At 67.1% G+C, this 20,904-nt stretch carries 17 protein-coding genes; 7 read left to right on the top strand and 10 right to left on the bottom strand.

All coding sequences use genetic code 11. The annotated features are described in order from the left end of the window. Positions 1–18: 18 nt before the first annotated feature. The 7 genes from ACYJP6_RS09610 to nudE form a co-directional block, all read right to left on the bottom strand. On the bottom strand, positions 19–1,356 hold the full coding sequence (locus ACYJP6_RS09610; RefSeq protein WP_459474764.1) for an MFS transporter: 1,338 nt from the start codon (positions 1,354–1,356) through the stop codon (positions 19–21). 69 nt (positions 1,357–1,425) lie between these two features. After that, a complete protein-coding gene (locus ACYJP6_RS09605; RefSeq protein ID WP_459474763.1) occupies positions 1,426–2,304 on the bottom strand; it encodes an SMP-30/gluconolactonase/LRE family protein in 879 nt (292 codons plus the stop codon). Positions 2,305–2,356: 52 nt separating this feature from the next. Beyond that, the gene (locus ACYJP6_RS09600; protein ID WP_459474762.1) at positions 2,357–3,289 is read right to left on the bottom strand and encodes a beta-keto acid cleavage family enzyme; all 933 of its coding nucleotides are present in this window, start codon (positions 3,287–3,289) and stop codon (positions 2,357–2,359) included. Positions 3,290–3,332: 43 nt separating this feature from the next. Next, positions 3,333–4,121, bottom strand: a complete 789-nt coding sequence (locus ACYJP6_RS09595) for an SDR family oxidoreductase (protein ID WP_459474761.1) — start codon at positions 4,119–4,121, stop codon at positions 3,333–3,335. Further along, entirely contained in the window at positions 4,118–4,834 is a 717-nt protein-coding gene (locus ACYJP6_RS09590) for a GntR family transcriptional regulator (RefSeq protein WP_459474760.1), read from the bottom strand. The genes ACYJP6_RS09595 and ACYJP6_RS09590 overlap by 4 nt, the downstream gene beginning before the upstream one ends. A gap of 152 nt (positions 4,835–4,986) precedes the next feature. Next, positions 4,987–5,829 (bottom strand): 3'(2'),5'-bisphosphate nucleotidase CysQ, encoded by an 843-nt coding sequence (cysQ, locus tag ACYJP6_RS09585; protein ID WP_459474759.1) that lies wholly within the window; start codon positions 5,827–5,829, stop codon positions 4,987–4,989. Continuing rightward, positions 5,826–6,392, bottom strand: a complete 567-nt coding sequence (gene nudE, locus ACYJP6_RS09580; protein WP_459474758.1) for an ADP compounds hydrolase NudE — start codon at positions 6,390–6,392, stop codon at positions 5,826–5,828. Before nudE ends, cysQ begins: the two co-directional genes overlap by 4 nt. A gap of 63 nt (positions 6,393–6,455) precedes the next feature. Here nudE and yrfG point away from each other — a divergent pair, with 63 nt between their 5' ends. From yrfG to ACYJP6_RS09560, 4 genes are all read left to right on the top strand, one after another. Then, positions 6,456–7,115 carry a GMP/IMP nucleotidase gene (yrfG, locus tag ACYJP6_RS09575; protein WP_459474757.1) on the top strand — a complete coding sequence of 220 codons (660 nt, stop codon included), beginning with the start codon at positions 6,456–6,458 and terminating at the stop codon, positions 7,113–7,115. A 77-nt stretch (positions 7,116–7,192) separates the two neighbouring features. Further along, the gene (locus ACYJP6_RS09570) at positions 7,193–8,086 is read left to right on the top strand and encodes a LysR family transcriptional regulator (protein WP_459474756.1); all 894 of its coding nucleotides are present in this window, start codon (positions 7,193–7,195) and stop codon (positions 8,084–8,086) included. 94 nt (positions 8,087–8,180) lie between these two features. Beyond that, complete coding sequence (gene fdhD / locus ACYJP6_RS09565) at positions 8,181–8,996, top strand: formate dehydrogenase accessory sulfurtransferase FdhD (RefSeq protein ID WP_058772265.1); 816 nt, start codon at positions 8,181–8,183, stop codon at positions 8,994–8,996. Between the two features lie 16 nt (positions 8,997–9,012). After that, positions 9,013–11,337, top strand: a complete 2,325-nt coding sequence (locus tag ACYJP6_RS09560; RefSeq protein ID WP_459474755.1) for an FdhF/YdeP family oxidoreductase — start codon at positions 9,013–9,015, stop codon at positions 11,335–11,337. 60 nt (positions 11,338–11,397) lie between these two features. On the opposite strand, the gene ACYJP6_RS09555 is transcribed toward ACYJP6_RS09560, so the two are convergent. Genes ACYJP6_RS09555 through ACYJP6_RS09545 form a run of 3 tightly spaced genes read right to left on the bottom strand, consistent with a single transcriptional unit; the run spans position 11,398 to position 14,607 of the window. Then, entirely contained in the window at positions 11,398–11,799 is a 402-nt protein-coding gene (locus ACYJP6_RS09555; protein WP_459474754.1) for a phosphate ABC transporter substrate-binding protein, read from the bottom strand. An 11-nt stretch (positions 11,800–11,810) separates the two neighbouring features. Further along, complete coding sequence (locus tag ACYJP6_RS09550) at positions 11,811–12,932, bottom strand: hypothetical protein (protein WP_459474753.1); 1,122 nt, start codon at positions 12,930–12,932, stop codon at positions 11,811–11,813. Positions 12,933–12,984: 52 nt separating this feature from the next. Then, complete coding sequence (locus ACYJP6_RS09545; RefSeq protein WP_459474752.1) at positions 12,985–14,607, bottom strand: methyl-accepting chemotaxis protein; 1,623 nt, start codon at positions 14,605–14,607, stop codon at positions 12,985–12,987. Positions 14,608–14,866: 259 nt separating this feature from the next. Here ACYJP6_RS09545 and ACYJP6_RS09540 point away from each other — a divergent pair, with 259 nt between their 5' ends. The 3 genes from ACYJP6_RS09540 (at position 14,867) to putA (ending at position 20,777) form a co-directional block, all read left to right on the top strand. After that, positions 14,867–15,445 (top strand): nucleotidyltransferase family protein, encoded by a 579-nt coding sequence (locus ACYJP6_RS09540; protein WP_459474751.1) that lies wholly within the window; start codon positions 14,867–14,869, stop codon positions 15,443–15,445. Between the two features lie 103 nt (positions 15,446–15,548). Then, positions 15,549–16,538 carry an LLM class oxidoreductase gene (locus ACYJP6_RS09535; protein WP_459474750.1) on the top strand — a complete coding sequence of 330 codons (990 nt, stop codon included), beginning with the start codon at positions 15,549–15,551 and terminating at the stop codon, positions 16,536–16,538. Positions 16,539–16,808: 270 nt separating this feature from the next. Next, positions 16,809–20,777 carry a trifunctional transcriptional regulator/proline dehydrogenase/L-glutamate gamma-semialdehyde dehydrogenase gene (gene putA, locus ACYJP6_RS09530; protein WP_459474749.1) on the top strand — a complete coding sequence of 1,323 codons (3,969 nt, stop codon included), beginning with the start codon at positions 16,809–16,811 and terminating at the stop codon, positions 20,775–20,777. Positions 20,778–20,904 lie beyond the last annotated feature (127 nt).

The following is a 20,904-nucleotide window of genomic DNA, read 5'->3' as shown; positions in this document are numbered from 1 at the left end:
CTATTCACGCGGATAGCTTCAGGGAAGCGCGATGCTCCCCTGCGTCGCTTCAGGCCTGGCGGGGGCCTGGGTGCCCAATTGCAGGAACACGCCCCCCAAGGCGCAACCGGCCATCAGAAAGAAACAGGAGACGTAGCCGCCGAGGCTGCTCCAGCCGCCGCCCGCGCTGATCAGCCAGCCCATCAGTACTGGCGCGATGCCGCCGCCGATGAACATGGCCGTGGTGATGATGCCGTTGGCGGTGGAGGTGGCCGACGGCAAGGCAGCATCCGAGGCGACTGCGTAGTAGATCGGCCAGACGGCGTTGGCCACCAGGCCGAACAGCAGTTGCACCAGGATGATCAGGGTGATGCTGCTGGCGAAGTAAAAGGCGCCGACACTGGCGGCCATCCACAGGCCGCAGATGATCAGGGTGATCTTGCGCCCGATGATATCGGAGAGGGTCGGCCAGATCAGTTGGCCGAGGATGCCGGTGAGGGCGAACACCACGCTGAGCCCGGCGGACTCGGCCAGCGACAGCTGGGCGATGTTGTACAGGTACGCTGGCAGGACGATATTGATACCCATGTACACCACCTGGGTCAGGAGGGTGTTGCCGGCGGTGAGGGCAATGTTGCGGTTGCCAAGGGTCGCGGTGAAGGTTCGCCATGCATGGCCCTTGGCGACCTGGCCGCTCGGCGTGAGCTCGGGCGGAGTCAGGCCCTTGGCGGCGATGTCCACGTAGAGGGCGGTGATGCGCTCCGCCGTGGAGTAGCGTGACCAGAACAGCATCAGCGGGATGGCAACGATGAAGGCGAAGAAGAACACGTAGCGCCAGTTGTCTTCGCCGAAGGTGCTGAGCACGAAGCTGGCCACCAGACCGCTGAGCAGTGCACCGATTGGATAGCCGGTGTGGTGGGCACCGAGGGCAAAGCCGCGACGCTCCGCCGGCCACCATTCCGCGGTGTTGCTCACGCCGACCGGTTCACCCCAGCCGGCGCCCAGGTTCACGCCGATGCGCAGGGCGACGAAGCTGGTCAGGCCGTGGCTCAGGGCCTTGAAGCCGGAGAGGAAGGAGAGGGCGGTGTAGCCCAGCACCAGGGGGACCTGGAATCGTGCACGCTTCCAGCCGGCGCCATAGCGATCGCTCCACATCGCCCCCGGAATGTCCAGCAGGGCCAAGGCCAGCATGATCAGGGTGGCGATGGTGCCCCAGTCGTCGGGGCTGAGGTCGAAGTGCTGGGAAATGGTCGGTCCCAGGCGCAGGACGATCTCGCGGTCATAGGCGTTGAGAATCCAGATTAGCCAGCAGACCAGCAGAGAAACCCAGGAATAGCGATGGATCTGGCGCAGCGAAACCTTGTGTGCGGTAGGCATGAGAGTGCTCCAGGCGCCAGCTCGGCGCCCTGTCAGAACCTGCAGGGTTTGGAAGCGGTGGGTGGGGCGTCAGGCGGCGAAGCGTCGCTCCGCTAGGCCGCGAATGCCCAGGCCGTGGACGGCAAACAGCGCACCACGCAATGGGCCGTCACCCGGAAAGCGCGGCAGTGGCGGCCGGGCCATGGAAGTAACGTAGAGGACGTCCAACTCGGGTCCGCCGAACATGACGCTGGTGACCTTCTTCACCGGCATCTCGATGATCCGGTCAACCTCGCCGTCCGGGGCGTAGCGCACCAGCTGGCCGGCATATACCAGCGCCTGCCAGAGGTAGCCCTCGGCATCCACGGTGGCGCCATCCGCGGCGCCGCCGCCTGAGGTGTCGATGCGATTGCGGGTCCGGCGCGGGCCGACCGCGCCGGTGGCGGCGTCGTAGGCGTAGGCCCACTGCTCGCCGGTCCAGGTGTCAGTGAAGTAGAGCGTACGGCCGTCCGGGCTCCAACAGGGGCCATTGGAGCAGATGATGCCCTCGTCGAGGACGTGCAGCGACAGGTCCGGGTCCAGCCGGTAGAGCCGGCCCGAGGCGCTTTCCTCGCGGGTGTCCATGGAGCCGAAGACGAAGCGTCCCTGGCGATCCACCTTGCCGTCGTTGAGGCGATTGTGTGGCAGGTGCGGCTCGGGGGCGTGGATGAGGGTCAGCTCGCCGCTGGCCAGGTCCAGGTCATGCACGCCGTCCTGCAGCGCCACCAGGGCGCGGTCGCCATCGCGCCGCAGGGCCATGGAGCCGATCTTCTGGCCAACGTCCCAGGCACGCAGTTCGCGGCCGTCGGCGGTGCAGCGCAGGATGCGGCCGTCGAAGCTGTCCAGCCAGTACAGGCGCTGCTGTTCCACGTCCCACAGCGGCCCTTCGCCAAGCGTGGTCTTGAGGTCGGCAACGATCTCGATACGCATGATGTTTCCCTCTCTGTTGTTGTTTTGCGGGAAGCGCGGTCTGATGGGCGGGCTAGAAGTCGACGGCGTTGCGTCCCTTCAGCCCCAGCAGTTCACGGGCTTCGTCGGGGCTGGCGACGCGGCCGCCGAGGGCTTCGACCACCGTGCGGATGCGCCGGACCTGGTCGGCATTGGAAGCAGCCAGCTTGCCGGGGCCGTCCCACAGCGAGTCCTCGAGACCCACCCGAGCATTGCCCCCCATGGCCAGGCCCATGGTCGCCAGCGGTATCTGGTTGCGCCCGGCGCCGAGCACCGACCAGAGATAGTCCGCGCCGAACAGGCGATCGGCGGTGCGGCGCATCTGCATCAGGTCCTCGGGATGACCACCGATGCCACCGCGCAGGCCTAACACCGACTGGATGAACAGGGGGCGCGGCAGCAACCCGCGCTCAAGGAAGTGGGCGGCCGTGTAGAGGTGGCCGATGTCGTAGCACTCGATCTCGAAGCGGGTGTGGTTCTCACGACAGGCTTCGAGGATATGGGCGATGTCGCGGAAGGTGTTGCGGAAGATACGGTCGTCACTCTCCTCGAGGTAGGGACGTTCCCACGCGTGCTGGAAGTCCTTGAAGCGACCGAGCATCTCGTAGAGACCGAAGTTCATCGAACCCATGTTCAGCGACGCCAGCTCCGGTTTGAGTTGCAGAGCCGGTTGCAGGCGTTCCTCCACGCCCATGGTCGGCGCGCCGCCGGTAGTGAGATTGATGATGACGTCGCTTTCCCGCTTGATGCGCGGCAGGAAACGCCGGAACAGCTGCGGATCCTGCACCGGTCGGCCATCCTCGGGATCGCGGGCATGCAGGTGGACGATGGCGGCGCCGGCCGCCGCAGCACCCAGGGCGGCCTCGGCGATCTGCTCGGGAGTGACCGGCAGATGCGGCGACATGGATGGGGTATGGATGGCACCGGTGACGGCGCAGGTGATGATGATGGGGCGAGTTTGGGCCATGACGCGGGTTTCCTGTGCTTGTTGTTGTGGAAACGCTGGGGCTTCAGAGGTATTCGACGTTGCCGTCCACGCTGATCGCCTGGCCGGTGACGTTGCGTGCCGCTGGCGAACAGAGGAACAGCGCCATGGCGGCGACATCCTCGGCAGTCACCATGCGTCCCAGGGAAATCTTCTTCAGGTACTCCTCGCGCATCTCGGCTTCCGGCAGGCCGAGCTGCTCGGCACGGGCGCAGATCACGCCATCCATGCGTGGCCCCTCGACGATGCCCGGGAGCAGGGCGTTGACGCGGATATCGGCGGCGCCCAGTTCGGCGGCCAGGGACTTCATCATGCCGACGATGGCCCACTTAGTCGCGGCGTAGGGGGTACGCCAGGCGTAGCCCAGGCGCCCGGCCACGGAGGCGATCTGCAACAGGTGGCCGTGGGGCGACTCCCGCAGCAGGGGCACGGCGTGGTGAGCAAAGCGGTACTGGGCGGTGAGGTTGATGTCCAGGGTGCGCTGCCAGTCGGCTTCGTCGATCTCGTCGATCCCGGCGGTGGGGCCGGCAATGCCGGCATTGTTGACCAGTACGTCGAGGCCGTTCCAGCGGTCGCGCTGCACGGCGAAGACCTGGGCGACGTCGCCAGCCACGGCGACATCGGCGCGGGTGGCGAGGGCGGTGGGGTGACGTTCGCGAAAGGCCGCCAGGGCGCTCTCGCTGACGTCGCAGACATGGACCTGGGCGCCGGCCTCGAGGTAGGCCACGGCCAGGGCTTCGCCGATGCCAGCGGCACCGCCGGAGATCAGTACCCGCAGGTTGGGGTAGGGAAGGAGTCGATTAAGTACGCTCATGCGCGTTTGCCTCCGTGGGTCTGGGACTGTTCGCGCTGGGCCAGCAGGCGCCCGAGGGAGTCGGCCGCCTGCATGATGTCGTCCGCTACCGCGGCCCGGGCCGCGGCGCCATCGCGGGCTTCCAGGGCCGCGAGGATGCGCGCGTGGGCTTCCATGGAGCGGTCGAGGTGGGCCGGCTCGGGTGCCACCAGGGCAAAGCAGGGGCCCATGTGCAGCCAGAAGGTCTCCACCGCGGCGACGATCAGTTCGGCACGGGCCACTGCGTAGATGCGCCGGTGGAACGCGAAATTGGTCCAGAGGTAGCGTGGTACGTCCTGGCTATCCACGGCCTGCTGCATCGCTTGGTAGATGTCCTCGATCTGCGCGAGATCGCCGACCTCCAGGCGCTGGATACAGCGTTCCGCCAGCAGTCCTTCCAGGGCTACCCGGGCATCGCGGATCTCGCGTAGGCGGGCCACCGTCATCATCGGTACCCGCAGCCGGGCGGTACCCGAGACCTCGAAGGCGTTTTCGGCGCTCAGCCGCTGCAGCGCCTCCCGTACCGGCATGGGGCTGGAGCCCAGGGCTTCGGCCAGGCCGCGAATGGTGAGCTTCTGGCCGGGTTGGAAGCGACCGCTCATCAAGGCCTCGCGCAGCTGGCGATAGACCTGTTCCTGCAGCGTGGCCCGAGCTACCTGGCGCAGGGCTGGAAAGGCAATAGGGGCGTCGGGCATGACCGGCTCCTTCTTGTTATGTGAGATGAAATATGTGATCACAAAAACACGCTGTCAAGTCGAAGTTGTCCGCGAGCCTGTGTGAGCGGTGAGCGGTTACCGAAGCGGGGTAGCCGTCGCGGGGCGACGGCCGTCGATCAGCGGATCTAGCCTCAGACCTCGTCGGCCGAACCGGCGAGCGCCAGCACCTGCTGCCGCCAGGACGCGTCACGAGGCAGGGCGAGGAAGTGCGGATTGAGGAAGGACTCGCGCATCTCGTAGGTGAGCGGCTGGCCGTCCAGGGTCAGCACTTCGCCGCCGGCGCCTTCCAGCACGCCCTGGGCGGCGGCGGTGTCCCACTGGGAGGTGGGCGCCAGGCGCGGATAGAAGTCGGCTTTGCCCTCGGCGAGTAGGCAGAACTTGAGCGAGCTGCCGACGCTGACCAGCTTGGGTTCGCCTACCGTATTGCCCAGTTCCTCCAGCAGCCGCTGCTGGGTCGGGCTACTGTGACGGCGACTGGCGACCACCGTGAACGCCTCTTCCGGCTGGCTGCGTACGCCGATCTCGATGCCATCCTCGCCCTGGATGCGGAAGGCGCCCAGTTCGCGTCCGCCGCTGAAGCAGACGTCCCGGGTCGGGATGCCGACCACGCCGAAGATCACCTGGCCACGCTCGACCAGGGCCACGTTGACGGTAAATTCCTCGCTGCCATCGATGAATTCCTTGGTGCCATCCAGGGGGTCGACCACCCACCAGACGTCCCAGGCGCTGCGCGCCGCGAAGGGGATGTCACAGGCCTCTTCCGACAGCACCGGCACGTCCGGCGTCAGGCGCGCCAAGCCCTCGGCCAGTACCCGGTGGGCGGCGAGGTCGGCAGCGGTCACCGGCGAGTCGTCGCTCTTCTGCCGCACCGCCACGTTCTGCCGCCAGAAGGGCAGGGTGGCCGCGCCGGCCTGGCGCACCAGGTCGATGACGTTGAGCACCAGGGGCGCGGTGATGGAAACGGGAGCCATCATGCCGGCAATTCTCCGCGTTGGGTGAGCAGGTCGCGCACCAGGTAAAGGGCGGCCAGGGCGCGGCCTTCGGAAAAGCGCGGATCCTGCACCAGTTGCGACAGCTCGCGCAGGTCGACGCTGCTGACCTCGATGGGTTCGGGTTCGTCCCCCGGCAGGCGCTCGGGATAGAGGTCACGCGCCAGCACCACGTGGATGCGCTGGCTCATGTAGCCGGGGCTCAGCGACAGGGCGGTGAGGTATTCCAGCCGATGGGCGCCGAAGCCGGCTTCTTCCTTGAGTTCGCGATTGGCGGCGTCGAGGATCTCTTCGCCCGGCTCCACCAGCCCCTTGGGCAGCGACAGCTCGTAGTCTTCCACGCCGCCGCAGTATTCCTCGATGAGCAGGGCGCGGGTGGCGTCCTGCAGGGCCACCACCATCACCGCGCCATGGCCGGTGCCCTTGTTGGCCAGGCGCTCGTAGGTGCGCTCCTCGCCGTTGGCGAAGCGCAGCTGCATCTCCTCGACGGTGAACAGACGGCTCTTGGCCACGATCTGCCGGGCGAGGACAGTGGGTTTCTGGCGCATGGACGGCTCCTGGGCTGGGCGGACGGGTATGATAACCCGCCTGTTATATGATCCGGAGTCACCATGACCCCTCTCGACTGGAGCCGTATCGACACCGTGTTGCTGGACATGGACGGCACCTTGCTCGACCTGCACTTCGACAACCATTTCTGGCTGGAGTACCTGCCGCAACGCTATGCCGAGCGCCATGGCCAGTCCCTGGCGCTGGCCAAGGCCGAGCTGGAGCCGCTGTTCCTCAGCCACCAGGGCAAGTTGACGTGGTACTGCCTGGACTTCTGGAGCGCCGAGCTGGGCTTTTCCATGCGCGAGCTCAAGGAAGAGATCGCCCACCTGATCGCCCTGCGGCCGGACGCCGATACCTTCCTGGCCGCGCTGCAGCGTGCCGGCAAGCGGGTGGCGCTGATCACCAATGCCCATCGCGATTCCCTGTCGCTGAAGCTGGAGCGTATCGAGCTGGCGCCTTATTTCGACCGGCTGATCAGCTCCCACGACTACGGTTTCCCCAAGGAAGAGCAGCAATTCTGGCACGCCCTGCAGGCCGACTTCGCCTTCGATCCGGCGCGCACCCTGTTCATCGACGACAATCTGCCGATCCTGCGCAGCGCCCGCGACTACGGGGTCGCTCACCTGCTGGCGATCCATGAGCCGGACAGCCGCCGCGGACCCAAGGACAGCGAGGAGTTCGACGCGGTGCGGGATTATCGGGAGATACTGCCGCAGTGACGACTGCCGCAGTGACTGCCACCCTCACCCCCGCCCTCTCCCAGGGGGCGAGGGGGCAGAGCGACCGGAGGTAACCAGTGGATATCAAGCAGCTGCGCTTTCTCATCGCCCTGGACGAGACGCGCCACTTCGGCCAGGCGGCGGCGCGCTGCCATGTGACCCAGCCGACCCTGTCCATGCGCCTGCGCGGCCTGGAGGACGAGCTGGGCGTGGAGCTGGTGCGGCGCGGCCAGCGTTTCGAGGGCTTCACCGAGGCCGGTCAGCGCATCCTCGCCTGGGCCCGCACCCTGATGGCCGCCCACGACGGCCTCTATGCCGAGGCCCAGGCCTTCCAGGGACAGCTGGTGGGGACCCTGAGGGTCGGCCTGGTACCGCTGGCCAGCTTCGACCCCATGCCGCTGCTCCAGCACCTGCGCCAGCTGCACCCCAAGCTGCATTTCCAGCTGCAGGTACTCAGCACCGAGCGCATCCTCGAGGCGGTGGCCAGCAATCGCCTGGAGCTAGGTATCTCCTACTTGGAGCACCTGGACCCGGCGCGTTTCGATAGTCTCACCCTGACCGAGACCCGCATGGGCCTGCTCTATGACGAGCGCCATTTCACCTTCGACCAGACGGCGCTGGATTGGCAGGCGGTGGCCGGGTTGCCGCTGGGCCTGCTCACCGGCGCCATGCATTTCCGCCAGTCGGTGGATCATGGCTTTCGCAGTCTCGGGCTGACGCCCCAGCCGGTGCTGGAGACCGATGCCGTCTACCTGCTGCTGCAGGCGGTCAACGCCGGGCTGTGCTGCGCCGTGGTGCCTCTCGCGGGCGGCTTCGACCGCCTGACGCCCCATGCCCGGTTGATTCCCATCGCTACCGCCCGCACCCTGACCCCCCTGGGGCTGCTCATTCGTCGGACCGAACCCCGACTGGCGGTCGCCGATGCCTGCTTCCAGGCGATCAAGGCGCTCTATGCCGAGAGTGATAGATAGAGCTTATCAAGACATTGGGCATAGCGATTAGACGCCCTGGGGCCTGCTGGTTAATCTTTGATCTGTGTCAAACCGCCGCAGGTCGTTTTCCGCCATGTCCCAGGATTCGCCAGATCCCGTCGCCCCGCTGCCCGCCGGCTATGCCTTCGCCGAGCTGGAGCAGCCTGCCGTGCGCGGCGAGCAGCCACTGGCCGAAGAGGTGGCGCTGGCCATCGCCTACAACGGCATTAGCCATGCGGTGATGATGGCGACGCCGGCCGACGTGGAAGACTACGTGGTCGGTTTCAGCCTCAGCGCCGGCATCGTCGACGCCATCGACGACATCTATGGCATCCAGGTGCGGCGCGTCGGCGAAGCCCTGAATGTCGACGTCGAGATCAGCAGCCGTACCTTCTGGGCGCTCAAGCAGCAGCGCCGCCAGCTGGCCGGCACCAGCGGTTGCGGCCTGTGCGGGGTCGAGGCCCTGGAGCAGGCGCTGCCGCAACTGGATCGGCTGCGCAAGGTGCCGCTGCCGCCGGCCGCCCACCTGCACGACCTGCGCCAGCGTATCGATGCCGCCCAGGACCTGGGCCAGCGCAGCGGCGCGGTGCATGCCGCGCTGTTCATCGACGGCCAGGGCGAACTGACCCTGTGCCGCGAGGACATCGGCCGGCACAACGCCCTGGACAAGCTCATCGGCGCCCTGCTGCGCCAGCGCCAGCCGGTGCGCGAAGGCTGCGTGGTGGTCACCAGCCGCTGCAGCCTCGAACTCATCCACAAGGCGGTGCGCGCCGGGCTCGCCACCCTCATCACCCTGTCGGCCCCCACCGGGCTGGCCGTGGAATGGGCGCGCCGCCATCGTCTCAACCTGATCCACCTGCCACACCGGTCGCCGCCGCGGGTCTATGCCCCGGCACCGGTGGCCCCTTGATCCCACGGGAATCGCCATGAACAAACCTCAGCAGTCCTTCAAACCCTATCAAGGCCCCGCCGCCGGCTGGGGCGCCCTGAAGAGCGTGGTGCACTTCTGGCTCGACAGCGGCAACGCCTTCAAGAACCTGCGTACGCTGCTCAAGACCAACCAGGACCACGGCTTCGACTGCCCCGGCTGCGCCTGGGGCGAGGCACCGGAAAACGGCCTGGTGAAGTTCTGCGAGAACGGCGCCAAGGCGGTCAACTGGGAAGCCACCAAGCGCCGCGTCGACGCCAGCTTCTTCGCCCGCCACAGTGTGACCTCGCTGCTGGAGCAGAGCGACTACTGGCTCGAGTACCAGGGCCGGCTGACCGAGCCGCTGCGCTATGAAGCGGCCACCGATCGCTACGTGCCCATCGCCTGGGACGCCGCCTTCGCGCTGATCGCCAAGGAACTCAAGGTCCTGGCCAGTCCCGACGAGGCCGAGTTCTACACCTCCGGCCGCGCCAGCAACGAGGCGGCCTTCCTCTATCAGCTGTTCGTGCGTGCCTATGGCACCAACAACTTCCCCGACTGCTCGAACATGTGCCACGAGGCCAGTGGCGTGGGCCTGGGCCGCAGCATCGGCGTCGGCAAGGGCACCGTGACCTATCACGACCTGGACGAGGCCGACGCCATCTTCGTCATCGGCCAGAACCCCGGCACCAACCACCCGCGCATGATCGAGACCCTGCGCAACGCGGTGAAGCGCGGTGCCCAGGTGGTCTGCTTCAACCCGCTCAAGGAGCGCGGCCTGGAGCGCTTCCAGCACCCGCAAAGTCCGCTGGAAATGCTCACCAACGATTCGCGGCCGACCAACACCGCCTATTTCCGCCCGGCCCTGGGTGGCGACATGGCGGCCCTGCGCGGCATCGCCAAGTATCTGCTGCAATGGGAGCGCGAGGCGGCCGCCAAGGGCGCCAAGCGGGTCTTTGACCACGACTTCATCGCCGCCCACACCCTGGGCGTGGACGACTACCTGGCGCAGGTCGACGCCACCTCCTGGGAGCTGATCGAGCGCCAGTCGGGGCTGTCGCTGCACGAGATCGAGCAGGCCGCGCGCATGTACGTGAAGGCCGAGAAGGTCATCATCTGCTGGGCCATGGGCGTCACCCAGCACCGCCACTCGGTGGCCACGGTGCAGGAAATCGCCAACCTGCAGCTGCTCTGCGGCAACATCGGCAAGCCCGGCGCTGGTCTCTGCCCGGTGCGCGGCCACAGCAACGTCCAGGGCGACCGCACCATGGGCATCGACGAGAAGGCCCCGGCCTGGCTCAGCGACGCCCTGGCCAAGCGCTTCGCCTTCGAGCCGCCGCGCAACCGCGGCCACAACACCGTGGAGGCCATCGCAGCCATGGAGCAGGGCCAGGCCAAGGTGTTCATCGGGCTGGGCGGCAACTTCGCCCAGGCCACCCCGGACACCCCGCGCACCCACAAGGCGCTGCGCAAGTGCCGCCTGACCGTGCACATCGCCACCAAGCTCAACCGCAGCCACCTGGTGACCGGCCAGCAGGCGCTGATCCTGCCCTGCCTGGGCCGCACCGAGATGGACGTGCAGAAGGGCGGCAAGCAGGCCATCACCGTGGAAGACAGCTTCAGCATGGTGCACGCCTCGGCGGGCATCCTGAAGCCGCTGTCGACGCAGATGAAGTCCGAGCCGGCCATCGTCGCCGGCCTGGCCAAGGCCACCCTGGGCAACCATCCGGTGGACTGGGACTGGCTGATCGAGGACTACGACCGCATCCGCGACCTGATCGCCGACGTCATCCCCGGCTTCCAGGACTTCAATGCCCGGCTGCAAGCGCCCGGTGGCTTCTACCTGGGCAACAAGGCCGGGCGCCGGGAGTGGAACACCGCCACCGGCAAGGCCAACTTCGCCGCCAATGCGCTGCTGCACGACCTCTTGCCGGACGCGGTCCGTCGCCAGGGCATCAAGCCGGACCTGATCCTGCAGACCATGAGGTCCCACGACCAGTACAACACCACCATCTACAGCCTCGACGACCGCTATCGCGGCGTGAAGGGCCAGCGCGACGTGGTCTTCGTCAACCAGGCCGATCTGGATCGCCTGTGCGTGGCCGCCGGCGAGAAGGTGGATCTGGTCGCCCTCTGGGACGACGGCCTCGAGCGCCGCGTCCGCGGCTTCACCGCGCTGCCGTTCGACATCCCGGTCGGCCAGGCCGCCGGCTACTACCCGGAGACCAATCCGCTGGTGCCCCTGGAGAGCTACGGCGAGGGCAGCTTTACGCCCACGTCCAAGTTCGTCGCCATCAAGGTCGAGAAGGCCAGCGCCGGGAACCGCATCGCCTCGGTCGCCTGAGGTCCTCGCGGAAACGAAAAAAGCCGTCGCAAGACGGCTTTTTTCATGGCGCTGCGCGGATCACTGCAGGGTGAAGAGCACCTTCACCTTGTCGGTCACCGCGGCCTTGTCCACGTAGCCGATGGCATCGGCTTCGCCGGCCACCTGGGCGACCACGGCGGCGTCGCCGGCCACGCTGGGCAGCGGCTGGCCCTTGCCGGTGAACACCAGGCCGGACCAATAGGACTTCAGCTGGGCCTCGTTCTTGTTGGCGACCTTGGCATAGAAGGTCTCCTTGGTCGCCGACCAGTCCTTCTGGTCGACGCCCTTGAGGGACTTGTCCTTGCCCAGGAAGATGTTGGCGACTTCATCCTGGCTGGGCGTCTTGGCCGCGCCCGGATTGACGATCACGGCGACTTCGGCGTGAACCAGGCTGGCGCCGAGCAGCAGGGCGGCGCCGGTGAGCAGGCGGAAAGAACTCATGGGCGGATTCCTTAGAAGATGAAGTCGAGGCCGATGCTGATGATGTCGCCGTCGAAGTTGCGGGCCGGCGCGCCGAAGCGACCACCCGTGCGGTCGTAGATGGCGTTGGCGATGCTCTCGTTGTCGGTCTTGACGAAGGTGCCGTTGTAGCCGCCGGTGGTGTCGACGCGCTTGTATTCGCTCTTGAGCACCAGGCTGGGGGTGATGTTGTAGTTCAGGCCGTAGGTCCAGGAGCTCTGGCGGCCGGCGCGCTCTTCGTCCAGCTGCGAGTAGGTCACGTGGGCCAGGAAGTCGCCGAAGCGGCGGCCGGCCATCAGGTAGAAGGCGTTGCTGCTGCCCTGGTTGTCGCCCTCGATGACGCGGCGGGTCCATTCGTTGCTGGTCAGCCAGGTGCCGTTGTCGTACTGGTAGCCGAGGGAGGTGAACTTGCCCTTCTGGTCGTCCAGGGTCAGCAGCGGATAGTGCAGGTCGATGCTGGACTCGGTGTAGGCCAGGCGCACGGTGCCGTAGTCGTTGGTCGCCAGGCTGACGTTGGCGGCGGCGATGCGCTTGTAGTCGATGTCGTAGAGGTCGTCGTTGACGAAGTAGTTGCGATTGACCGCCTGGCCGCCGCTGACCTGGAAGTTCAGGGTGCCGAGGCTGGTCGGCAGGCTCCAGAGGGCGTCGGCGCCTTCGTAGTTGGAGACCTGGACCTGGCTGTAGACCTCGTCGGGCAGGCGCAGCCAGGGGTAGGTGAGCCCCACGTCGAGGGTCTCGGAATACATGAACACCGGGGTGCGCAGGCGGCCGGCGCGGAAGGTCAGGTTGTCGGTGGCATGGAACGCGAGGTAGGCCCATTCCAGGTTGGCCTTCCAGCTGTCCTGCTCGGGCTTGGCGGTGACCTGGAGGGTGGCGTCCAGCTTGTCGGTCAGGCCGTATTGGAATTGTCCGCCCAGCTTGCTCAGCTGGTCGCCGCGCCAATGGTCGTTGGTCTGGCCCTGGATGCCGAAGCTGCGGCCATCGTCTTCGCCACCCAGGTGGGTGATGCCGGCGGTGCCGAAGCCGTTGAAACGGTAGTCACCCTGGTCGAGGGCGAGCGCGGATCCCGCGCAGCTGAGGGCTGCGCCGAAGGCGAGCAGACGTGCAAAAGCCATGGAAGTGCTCCTAAGGGGTTTCTTGGTATGGGGAGAATCGGTACGCGGATGGCTAGATGCGGAAGCGCGAGGTCGCCTGCCGTAGATCGGTGTCGACCACCACCAGCTGCTCGCCCATGCGGGCGGTGGCGGTGGTGCTGTCCGCACTGGACTGGGTATCGCTCTGCAGGCGATGGGTATCGCTGCTGATCGAGTCGGAGAGGCTCAGTTGCTCGCGGGTGAGCAGGGCGATCTGAGCGTTGTAGTCGTTGATGCGCGCCACGGCCTGGGCGATGCCTTCGAGCATCTCGGTCGCGGCATTGGAGCTGCTGGCACTGGCCTGGGCCTTGGTATTGTTGCCCTGCATGGCCAGCAGCACGCGCTGGGCATTGCCCTGCAGCCGCTCGATGATCTCCTGGATCTCGGCGGTGGAACGCGCGGTCTTCTGCGCCAGGTTGCGGACCTCGTCGGCGACCACGGCGAAGCCACGTCCCTGCTCGCCGGCGCGCGCGGCCTCGATGGCGGCATTGAGCGCCAGCAGGTTGGTCTGCTCGGCGATGGACTTGATCACGTCCAGCACCAGGCCGACCTGGCGGGTTTCCTGTTCCAGCTGCTGCATTGACTCCGCCGATTGCCGCACGCTGTCGTCCAGCTCACCCATGTTGCGCGACAGCTGGCCGATGCTGGTGCGAGCGGCGGCGGACTGCTCGGCGGCCGCTGCGGCCTGGTCGGCGGCTTCGCGCGAGCGCGTGGCCACCTCGTGCAGATTGCTGTTCATGGTCTGGATGTCACGGCCGATGGAATCGGTATGGCCGTGCTGGGAGCGCGCGTTGTTTTCCACCGTCTGGGTCAGGCGGTAGAGCTCGGCGGACACCTGGCCCAGGGGGTGGGCGGCGTCGATGATGGACTTGATGGTGTCCTGCAAGCGGTCGAGGAAGACGTTGAACAGTGCGGTCATCTGGCCGATCTCATCCCGCGAGCCGACCTGCAGGCGGCGGGTCAGGTCGCCGTCGCCCTGGGCGATGGCGCGTAGCGAGGTGATCACCTCGCGCACGCTGCCCAGCACGCTGCGGATGGTCAGGACGGCGGCTCCGGCGAGCAGCACCACCAGCAGCAGGCTCAGCCAGATGCCGACCCGCGTGGTGTTGGCGTTCTCGTCGCGGGCCTGGGCCAGGGTGTGCTGGAAATCGGTATAGGCATGGCTGCGCAGGGTGGTGCCCAGGGCCTGGGCGGCCGCGAGGTCCGAGGCCATGCGGTCGAGGCTGGGGCGCAGGGTATCGAAGGAGCCGCTGCCCTTGATCAGTTGCTCCGAGGCGCTCAGGGCATTGTCCCCGTAGCGATGGATGCCCTCGCGCCAGCGCGTGATCTCTTCACCGCGCGCCGGGCTCTGCCGGGTGAGATCGGCCATTTCCTGCAGGCGACTGTCGATCTCGCCGACGACCTTGCGGGCCTCGCCCAGGGTTTCCAGCTCGCTGGCGGTCACGGCGCTGTTGAACAGGCCGGGCAGGCGGGAAAACTGGAAGAGCACGGCATCGGCCTTTTCCAGCAGCGGATAACTGTGGTTTTCCAGTTGGTCGAGGCGTTGGTCGTTACCGGCCAGCTGGGCGGAGGTGTAGGCGACGTAGAGCAGCAGGCCCAGCAGGGCGGCCGCCGGCAGCAATGACAGCTTGAGCGTGAGCGACAGGTTGCGGAACATCTACACCTCGGGTGGCACGGGCAGTGGCAAGCTTCGAGGTGCGGGGCCGTCTTCGGGAATGAAGGCTCGCCGGCGGTCAGATCCTGACCAGTCACCACGTCCTGTTGGCCTCGCCGGTAGTCAAAGCGAAGCCGTCACCGTTTCGACGGCCCCGAGGCAAACTTGAATGGAATAACCGTTATTGCGATCAACGCCGATGGACGTTGCGAAAACGGGTCCAGGCGGTCATTTTTATCGTTTTAGACTGATTGGTCGGGCCATGACCACGCTGCTTTCCCCACTGGAATCCTGGCTGGCGGCGGATACCGAGCGCCTGCACCTGCTACGGATCCTCGCCGAGCTGCGCCTCCCGGATGCCTGGCTGGCGGCCGGCTTCGTGCGCAACCTGGTCTGGGATCGGTTACACGGCTATGCCCGGTCGACGTCGCTGGCGGACCTGGACGTCATCTATTTCGATCCGGCCGATTGCCGGCCCGAGCGCGATCGAGCGCTCGAGGCCGAATTGACGCTCAAGGCGCCGGGGTGGCTCTGGTCGGTGAAGAATCAGGCGCGAATGCACAGGCGCAATGATGACGCCCCCTACGCTAGTAGCCTGGATGCCATGCGATTCTGGGTAGAGGTGGAGACGTCACTGGCCGCTCGCCTGACGGATACTGGCCAGGTCGAGGTGATCAGCCCCTTCGCCCAGGCCGGGCTCTTCGCCCTGCACCTCACGCTCAATCCCTGGCGTCCGCGCCCCGAGGCCTTTCGCCAGCGCTTGGCGAGCAAGGGCTGGCTCGCGCGCTGGCCGCGGTTGCAGGTCCAGGGCCTGGCACCCGCGGTCCGCTCGCCCGGGTAGCCAATCCGTGGACGGGCGCACCTCATGCAGCCCAGACGAACCCTGGAAGGGCGCTAGACTCCATAGAAGGTCACCCGTAGTTCTCATCCGGCAAGGAATCCCCATGTCCACCACGGATCGTCGCCGTGCCTTTCTCCAGCATCCCGGCTTCTCCCGGCTGTTCGCGCCGGGGCGCCTGACCCTGGGTTTCCTGTTGCCATTGGAGGGCTATCCCGATGATCCCCTGCCGACCCTGCGCGACCATGCCCGGCTGGCGCGGCTGGCCGATCAGCTGGGCTTCGCCGCGCTCTGGGCGCGCGACGTGCCCTTCTACGATCCCGGTTTCAACGACGCCGGCCAGGTGTTCGAGCCCTTCACCTATCTCGGCTACCTGGCCGGTATCACCCAGCACCTGACCCTGGCCACCGGCAGTGCGGTCATCACCCTGCGGCATCCTCTGCACCTGGCCAAGATGGCGGCCTCGGTCGATCAGCTCAGCGACGGCCGGCTGGTGCTGGGCGTGGCCTCGGGTGACCGGCCGGTGGAATACCCGGCCTTCGGCCTGGAGAACGAATTCGAACGCCGTGGCGAGCGCTTTCGCGATGCCTTCGAGATGTTCCGCCTGGCCGGCGAGACCCCTTTCCCCCTTGGCGAATTCCGGCGCTTCGGGGACCTGCAGGGCGTGGCGGACCTGGTGCCCAAACCGGTGCACGGTCGCATCCCGGCGCTGGTCACCGGGCGCAGTCGGCAGACGGTGGACTGGATCGCCGCCAAGGCCGATGGCTGGTTCTACTACTTCGTACCCGTCGAGCACGTGCCGGCGCTGACCCGGGTCTGGCGCGAAGCGCTCGACGAGATCGGCGGGCGTGAACTGTTCAAGCCCTTCGCCCAGGGCTTGTTCTTCGAACTGGCCAGCGATCCCGCCCAGCCGCCCAGGCCCATCCATGCCGGCCTCTCCTGCGGGCGCCGCGCGCTGGTGGACTACCTCGGCCAGTTACAGGACGCCGGCGTCAACCACCTGGCCCTCAACCTGAGACCCTCGCGGCGCCCAGCCAGCGAAGTGGTCCAGGAATTGGGCGAATTCGTGCTGCCGCATTTTCCTTCGCTGCAATAGGGAGCGCTGCCCGGGTGTGGCGCCGGGTAACACTTGCCTGGCTAACGATTCGCGCCCCTGGCTGGCCGGGCGCCCGGCAGGCCGCCTGGCGTGGTTCAACCGAGTCGCAACCCTTGGCCTGATCTCTGCATAGTTTTGCGATCTGTTACTCCCGTCCTGGTGCAACCGGATCGGCGGTAGAGTGCTATGGGTTGCACTTGGTTGCACTTTTCTTTCGAGCGGCGCTAAGCTGCGCCGACTTTCGACGCCTTCTTGCTTGAGGACCTGCGCATGGCCACCACTACCACCCTGGGCGTAAAGCTCGACGAAGCCACCCGCGATCGCCTCAAGGAAGCCGCGCGCCGGATCGACCGGACCCCGCACTGGCTGATCAAGCAGGCCATCTTCACCTACCTGGAAACCCTGGAAAGCGGCGCGACCCTGGCCGATCTGCAGGGCATCGCCCAGCGCCTGGCCGAGGGCGACAACGAAGCCGTCGAGGCCCTGGCCGATCCGGTCTATCAGCCGTTCCTGGAATTCGCCGAGAGCATCCTGCCGCAGTCGGTGCTGCGCTCGGCCATCACCGCGGCCTATCGCCGTCCGGAAGAAGAGCTGCTGCCACTGCTGCTGGAACAGGCGCGCTTGCCCGCGGCCCAGGCCAAGGCCACCCATGAGCTGGCCCATCGCATCGCCGAGAAGCTGCGCAACGCCAAGGGTGCAACCGGGCGCTCCGGAATGGTGCAGAGTCTGCTCCGCGAGTTCTCCCTGTCGTCCCAGGAAGGCGTCGCCCTGATGTGCCTGGCCGAAGCCCTGCTGCGCATCCCCGACAAGGGCACCCGCGATGCCCTGATCCGCGACAAGATCAGCACCGGCAACTGGCAGCCGCACCTGGGCAACAGCCCCTCGCTGTTCGTCAACGCCGCCACCTGGGGCCTGCTGCTGACCGGCCGCCTGGTCTCGACCCACAACGAGGCCGGCCTCACCAGCTCGCTCAACCGCCTGATCGGCAAGAGCGGCGAGCCGGTGATCCGCAAGGGCGTGGACATGGCCATGCGCCTGATGGGCGAGCAGTTCGTCACCGGCGAGACCATCGCCGAGGCCCTGGCCAACGCCAGCAAGTTCGAGGCGAAGGGCTTCCGCTACAGCTACGACATGCTCGGCGAAGCGGCCCTCACCGAAGCCGATGCCCGCCGCTACCTGGCCTCCTACGAGCAGGCCATCCACTCGATCGGCAAGGCTTCCCATGGCCGCGGCATCTACGAAGGCCCGGGCATCTCCATCAAGCTCTCGGCCTTGCATCCGCGCTACAGCCGCGCCCAGTACGACCGGGTGATGAGCGAACTCTATCCGCGCCTGCTGGAGCTGACCCTGCTCGCCAAGCGCTACGACATCGGCCTGAACATCGATGCCGAGGAAGCCGATCGCCTGGAAATCTCCCTGGACCTGCTGGAGCGCCTGTCCTTCGAGCCGCAACTGGCCGGCTGGAATGGCATCGGCTTCGTCATCCAGGCCTACCAGAAGCGCTGCCCGCTGGTGATCGACTACCTGATCGACCTGGCCCGGCGCAGCCGTCGCCGCCTGATGATCCGCCTGGTCAAGGGCGCCTACTGGGACAGCGAGATCAAACGTGCCCAGGTCGAAGGCCTGGAGGGCTATCCGGTCTACACCCGCAAGGTCTACACCGACGTGGCCTACCTGGCCTGCGCGCGCAAGCTGCTGGCGGCGCCGGAATCCATCTATCCGCAATTCGCCACCCACAACGCCCATACCCTGGCGGCCATCTACCAGCTGGGCGGGCAGAACTACTACCCCGGCCAGTACGAATTCCAGTGCCTGCACGGCATGGGCGAGCCGCTCTACGAGCAGGTGGTAGGTAGCGTCAAGGACGGCAAGCTGGCGCGGCCGTGCCGCATCTACGCCCCGGTGGGCACCCACGAGACGCTGCTGGCCTACCTGGTCCGCCGCCTGCTGGAAAACGGCGCCAACACCTCCTTCGTCAATCGCATCGCCGACCACTCCATCTCCCTCGACGAACTGGTCGCCGATCCGGTGGTGCAGATCGAGCAGCAGTCCACCAGTGAAGGCGCCATCGGTCTGCCGCACCCGCGCATTCCCCATCCGAGCGCTCTGTACGGCGCCGAGCGCCGCAATTCCAGCGGTCTCGACCTGTCCAGCGAACACCGCCTGGGTTCGTTGTCGGCGGCCCTGCTGGCCAGTGGCAACACCGCCTGGGAGGCTCGTCCGCTGCTGGGCCGCGCCAGTGAGCCGGCGATTCCCCAGCCGGTGCTCAATCCGGCGGATCGCCGCGACCGCGTCGGCCAGGTGAGCAACGCTACCCGTGCCGACGTCGACATCGCTTTGGAAGAAGCCCTGGCCGCCGCGCCGATCTGGCAGTCCACTCCGCCCGAGCAGCGCGCCGCCGCCCTGGATCGCGCCGCCGAGCTGATGGAGGCGCAGATCCAGCCGCTGATGGGCCTGCTGGTGCGCGAAGCGGGCAAGACCTACGCCAACGCCATCGCCGAGGTACGCGAGGCTGTGGACTTCCTGCGCTACTACGCCGCCCTGGTGCGTCGCGACTTCGCCAATGACAGCCACCGCCCGCTGGGCCCGGTGGTCTGCATCAGCCCCTGGAATTTCCCCCTGGCCATCTTCAGCGGCCAGATCGCCGCGGCCCTGTCCGCCGGCAACACCGTGCTGGCCAAGCCGGCCGAGCAGACCCCGCTGATCGCCGCCCAGGCCGTGCGCCTGCTGCTGGAAGCCGGCATCCCCGAAGGCGTGCTGCAGTTGCTGCCTGGCGAGGGTTCCACCATCGGCGCCGCCCTGGTCAACGACGTGCGGGTCAAGGGCGTGATGTTTACCGGCTCTACCGAGGTGGCGCAGATCCTGGCGCGCAACATCGCCGGGCGCCTGGACGCCCAGGGCCGGCCGATCCCGCTGATCGCCGAGACCGGCGGCCAGAACGCCATGATCGTCGACTCCTCGGCGCTGGCCGAGCAGGTGGTCACCGATGTGGTCGCCTCCGCCTTCGACAGCGCTGGCCAGCGCTGCTCGGCCCTGCGCGTGCTCTGCGTGCAGGACGACGTGGCCGACCGGGTGCTGGAGATGCTCAAGGGCGCCATGGCCGAATGCCGGCTGGGTAATCCGGAGAACCTGGCCATCGACATCGGCCCGGTCATCGACGGCGAGGCCAAGGCCACCATCGACAAGCACGTCCAGACCCTGAAAGGCAAAGGCCGCCGGGTGCACCAGGGCGGTCGCGTGGAAGGCGATGCCATCCACCGCGGCACCTTCGTCATGCCCACCCTGATCGAGCTGGAGAGCCTGGCCGAGCTGGGACGCGAGGTCTTCGGTCCGGTGCTGCACGTGGTGCGCTACGCCCGCAAGGACCTGGACAAGGTCATCGACCAGATCAACGCCACCGGCTACGGCCTGACCTTCGGCGTCCATACCCGCATCGACGAGACCATCGCCAAGGTGGTGGAGCGCGCCCATGCCGGCAACCTCTACGTCAACCGCAACATGGTCGGCGCCGTGGTCGGGGTACAGCCCTTCGGTGGCGAAGGCCTCTCGGGTACCGGCCCCAAGGCGGGCGGCCCGCTGTACCTCTATCGCCTGCTCAGCACCCGTCCCGATGGAGATCCGGCCGTGGCCCTGGCCAAGGGCAGCACCGGCGAGACGGAATGGCAGGTGCGTGACGCCCTGCGCCAGCAGGCCGGCAACCCCCTGGGCGCCCTGCAGGACTGGGCCAAGCAGCAAGGCCTGGGCGAGCTGGAGCAGGCCTGCCTGAGCTTCGCCGAGGAATCCTTGAGCGGCCTGACCCGTCTGCTGCCCGGCCCGACCGGCGAGCGCAACAGCTACAGCCTGCTGCCGCGCAGCCGAGTGCTGTGCCTGGCGGCCGACGAAAGCGACCTGCTGCTGCAACTGGCGGCGGTCATGGCGGTGGGCAGCACCGCCCTGGTCGAGGAGGGCCACAAGGCCACCCTCAATCGCCTGCCGCAGGCGGTACGGGCGCGGGTGCAGAGCGCCGCCGACTGGCGCAAGGACGAGGTCGCTTTCGAAGCCGTCCTGCACCATGGCGATTCCGACCAGTTGCGCCAGGTATGCCAGCAGGTGGCCAAGCGCAACGGCCCCATTGTCGGCGTCCAGGGCCTGGCCCGCGGCGAATCCGCCATCCCGCTGGAGCGCCTGCTCATCGAGCGCGCCCTGAGCGTGAACACCGCGGCAGCGGGGGGAAATGCGAGTCTGATGACTATTGGGTGAGGGAACGTCGGGCTGAGCTGAATGCAGCGAAGCCCGACATTCGTGTACCTGTTGGGCTGCGACGATGGAGCTGTCTCAACCCAACCTACGAAAGCTCATCGTAGGTTGGGTTGAGCGCAGCGAAGCC

It is taken from the genome of Pseudomonas sp. No.117 (assembly GCF_054558395.1).
This window is presented reverse-complemented; position numbering and strand designations above follow the sequence as displayed.

Bases quoted from the DNA above. Each gene is read 5' to 3' on its own strand.
- ACYJP6_RS09610 (WP_459474764.1), bottom strand. From the start codon at position 1,356: ATGCCTACCGCACACAAGGTTTCGCTGCGCCAGATCCATCGCTATTCC.
- ACYJP6_RS09605 (WP_459474763.1), bottom strand. From the start codon at position 2,304: ATGCGTATCGAGATCGTTGCCGACCTCAAGACCACGCTTGGCGAAGGG.
- ACYJP6_RS09600 (WP_459474762.1), bottom strand. From the start codon at position 3,289: ATGGCCCAAACTCGCCCCATCATCATCACCTGCGCCGTCACCGGTGCC.
- ACYJP6_RS09595 (WP_459474761.1), bottom strand. From the start codon at position 4,121: ATGAGCGTACTTAATCGACTCCTTCCCTACCCCAACCTGCGGGTACTG.
- ACYJP6_RS09590 (WP_459474760.1), bottom strand. From the start codon at position 4,834: ATGCCCGACGCCCCTATTGCCTTTCCAGCCCTGCGCCAGGTAGCTCGG.
- cysQ (WP_459474759.1), bottom strand. From the start codon at position 5,829: ATGATGGCTCCCGTTTCCATCACCGCGCCCCTGGTGCTCAACGTCATC.
- nudE (WP_459474758.1), bottom strand. From the start codon at position 6,392: ATGCGCCAGAAACCCACTGTCCTCGCCCGGCAGATCGTGGCCAAGAGC.
- yrfG (WP_459474757.1), top strand. From the start codon at position 6,456: ATGACCCCTCTCGACTGGAGCCGTATCGACACCGTGTTGCTGGACATG.
- fdhD (WP_058772265.1), top strand. From the start codon at position 8,181: ATGTCCCAGGATTCGCCAGATCCCGTCGCCCCGCTGCCCGCCGGCTAT.
- ACYJP6_RS09560 (WP_459474755.1), top strand. From the start codon at position 9,013: ATGAACAAACCTCAGCAGTCCTTCAAACCCTATCAAGGCCCCGCCGCC.
- ACYJP6_RS09555 (WP_459474754.1), bottom strand. From the start codon at position 11,799: ATGAGTTCTTTCCGCCTGCTCACCGGCGCCGCCCTGCTGCTCGGCGCC.
- ACYJP6_RS09550 (WP_459474753.1), bottom strand. From the start codon at position 12,932: ATGGCTTTTGCACGTCTGCTCGCCTTCGGCGCAGCCCTCAGCTGCGCG.
- ACYJP6_RS09545 (WP_459474752.1), bottom strand. From the start codon at position 14,607: ATGTTCCGCAACCTGTCGCTCACGCTCAAGCTGTCATTGCTGCCGGCG.
- ACYJP6_RS09540 (WP_459474751.1), top strand. From the start codon at position 14,867: ATGACCACGCTGCTTTCCCCACTGGAATCCTGGCTGGCGGCGGATACC.
- ACYJP6_RS09535 (WP_459474750.1), top strand. From the start codon at position 15,549: ATGTCCACCACGGATCGTCGCCGTGCCTTTCTCCAGCATCCCGGCTTC.
- putA (WP_459474749.1), top strand. From the start codon at position 16,809: ATGGCCACCACTACCACCCTGGGCGTAAAGCTCGACGAAGCCACCCGC.